Source organism: Nodosilinea sp. LEGE 06152 (assembly GCF_015207525.1).
In the GTDB taxonomy this organism is placed as follows: domain Bacteria; phylum Cyanobacteriota; class Cyanobacteriia; order Phormidesmidales; family Phormidesmidaceae; genus Nodosilinea.
In genome coordinates this window covers 1-1,712 of the sequence record NZ_JADEWR010000046.1, presented here as the reverse complement: position 1 = coordinate 1,712, position 1,712 = coordinate 1, and the positions used below count along the sequence as shown (strand labels likewise).

General features: G+C 56.8%; 1 protein-coding gene. It reads left to right on the top strand.

What is annotated here, in order from left to right; genetic code table 11:
- The first annotated feature begins 214 nt into the window (after positions 1-214).
- Positions 215-1,402 (top strand): organoarsenical effux MFS transporter ArsJ, encoded by a 1,188-nt coding sequence (gene arsJ, locus IQ265_RS28465; RefSeq protein ID WP_194059912.1) that lies wholly within the window; start codon positions 215-217, stop codon positions 1,400-1,402.
- The last annotated feature ends 310 nt before the right edge of the window (positions 1,403-1,712 follow it).

Sequence of the window (1,712 nt, the reverse complement as noted above, 5' to 3'; positions counted from 1 at the left end):
TGGTACTTAGCATAGGCAGAGCACCGGCTACCTACAAGTGCCAATTTTGCTCAAAGTAACCAGGCCCCTCCCTTCCCCTCCGCTCAGGGACCGTCACCCGCCTRSSCRYCKACCYGCNSSRCSYGYSWAYSYATNYCMTCNYYYRSCMCCMTGWSKSMSKSSWSSWYSAAAMMCKASWRCCTGSGCAMCKAMGMMNANTYRYCRCYRMCGNCTRCTGNNGGSYTTCACCATCACCGATGGGGCACTGCGGATGCTGGTGCTGCTGCACTTTCACGTGCTGGGCTATACGCCCTTTGAGATCGCCATGCTGTTTCTCTTCTACGAAGTGTTCGGCGTAGTGACCAACTTTCTTGGCGGCTGGATTGGTTCTCAGGTAGGGATTCGGCAGACGCTTTACGGCGGCATTGCCCTGCAAGTTTTTGCCCTGGGGATGCTCAGCTTTTTGAACCCCGACTGGGTGGTGCCGGTGCAGGTGGGCTTTGTGATGGTGGCTCAGGCGTTTTCGGGCATTGCCAAGGATCTCACCAAAATGAGTTCCAAGAGCGCCATTCGTCTGGTGGTGCCGAAGGAGGCGGCGTCGCGGCTGTTCAAGTGGGTGGCGGTGCTGACCGGGTCGAAAAATGCGTTGAAAGGGGTGGGTTTTTTTGTCGGGGCGGCGCTGCTGGAGTGGGTAGGCTTTCGCCCCGCGCTGCTGATTCAGGCGGCGGTTTTGATCGTTATTCTGCTGTCGGGAGCTTTGCTGCCCGCCGACATGGGCAAGATTGGCAAAAAGGTGCCCTTTCGGCAGCTGTTTTCTAAAAGTAAAGAGATTAATGTGCTGTCGGCGGCGCGGTTCTTTTTGTTTGGCTCACGGGATGTGTGGTTTGTGGTGGCGCTGCCGGTGTTTTTGTACGAGGTGCTGGGCTGGACCTTTATGCAGGTGGGCACCTACATGGCGATCTGGGTGATTGGCTACGGCATTGTGCAGTTTTTGGCCCCGCAGCTGTTGCGCAAAGACCATACCGGCAAGGTGGTACCTAAGGCAAAAACGATTCTGTTTTGGACCTCGATGTTGACGGCGATTCCGGCCCTGATTGCGCTGGTGCTGATGTCGGGACTGCGCGGCGACGTTGCGGTAACGGGCGGCCTGATTGTATTTGGTGTGGTGTTTGCATTTAACTCGGCGGTGCACTCGTACCTGGTGCTGGCCTACACCGAAGATAAGGATGTCAGCCTGAATGTGGGCTTTTACTATATGGCTAACTCGGGCGGACGGCTGCTGGGCACGATTACCTCGGGGCTGTTTTACCAGTGGTTTGGCCTGGTGGGCTGCCTGTGGGTCTCAAGCCTGTTTGTGCTGGCGGCAGCGCTGATTACGACGCAGCTACCCGATCCCAAAACTTCAGACACAGTGGCGGTATAGGTTACAGCGTCTGCAGTTCGGGAGTTGCTACACCCAGAAACCGGGTTTCTTTGGCGGGTAGCGAGATTTACTGTCTCTGGCGCAGGAACCCGGTTTGTCCATATCGAGCCGGTCGCGATGGTAGGCGGTGGGTTACGGCAGGACGCAAGGTTTAAGGCTAGGGCAAAGGGGAGAGCCGCCTAACCCACCCTTGTATCTTAAAAAGTGTGGCAGACCGTCCCACCCTAGGTTAAGCAAACCGCGTGTAGCTTGGGTCGCCGCACCTTTAAGGATAAAACTCGAAAAATCGCCAGGAGCCTGTGACTCCGTA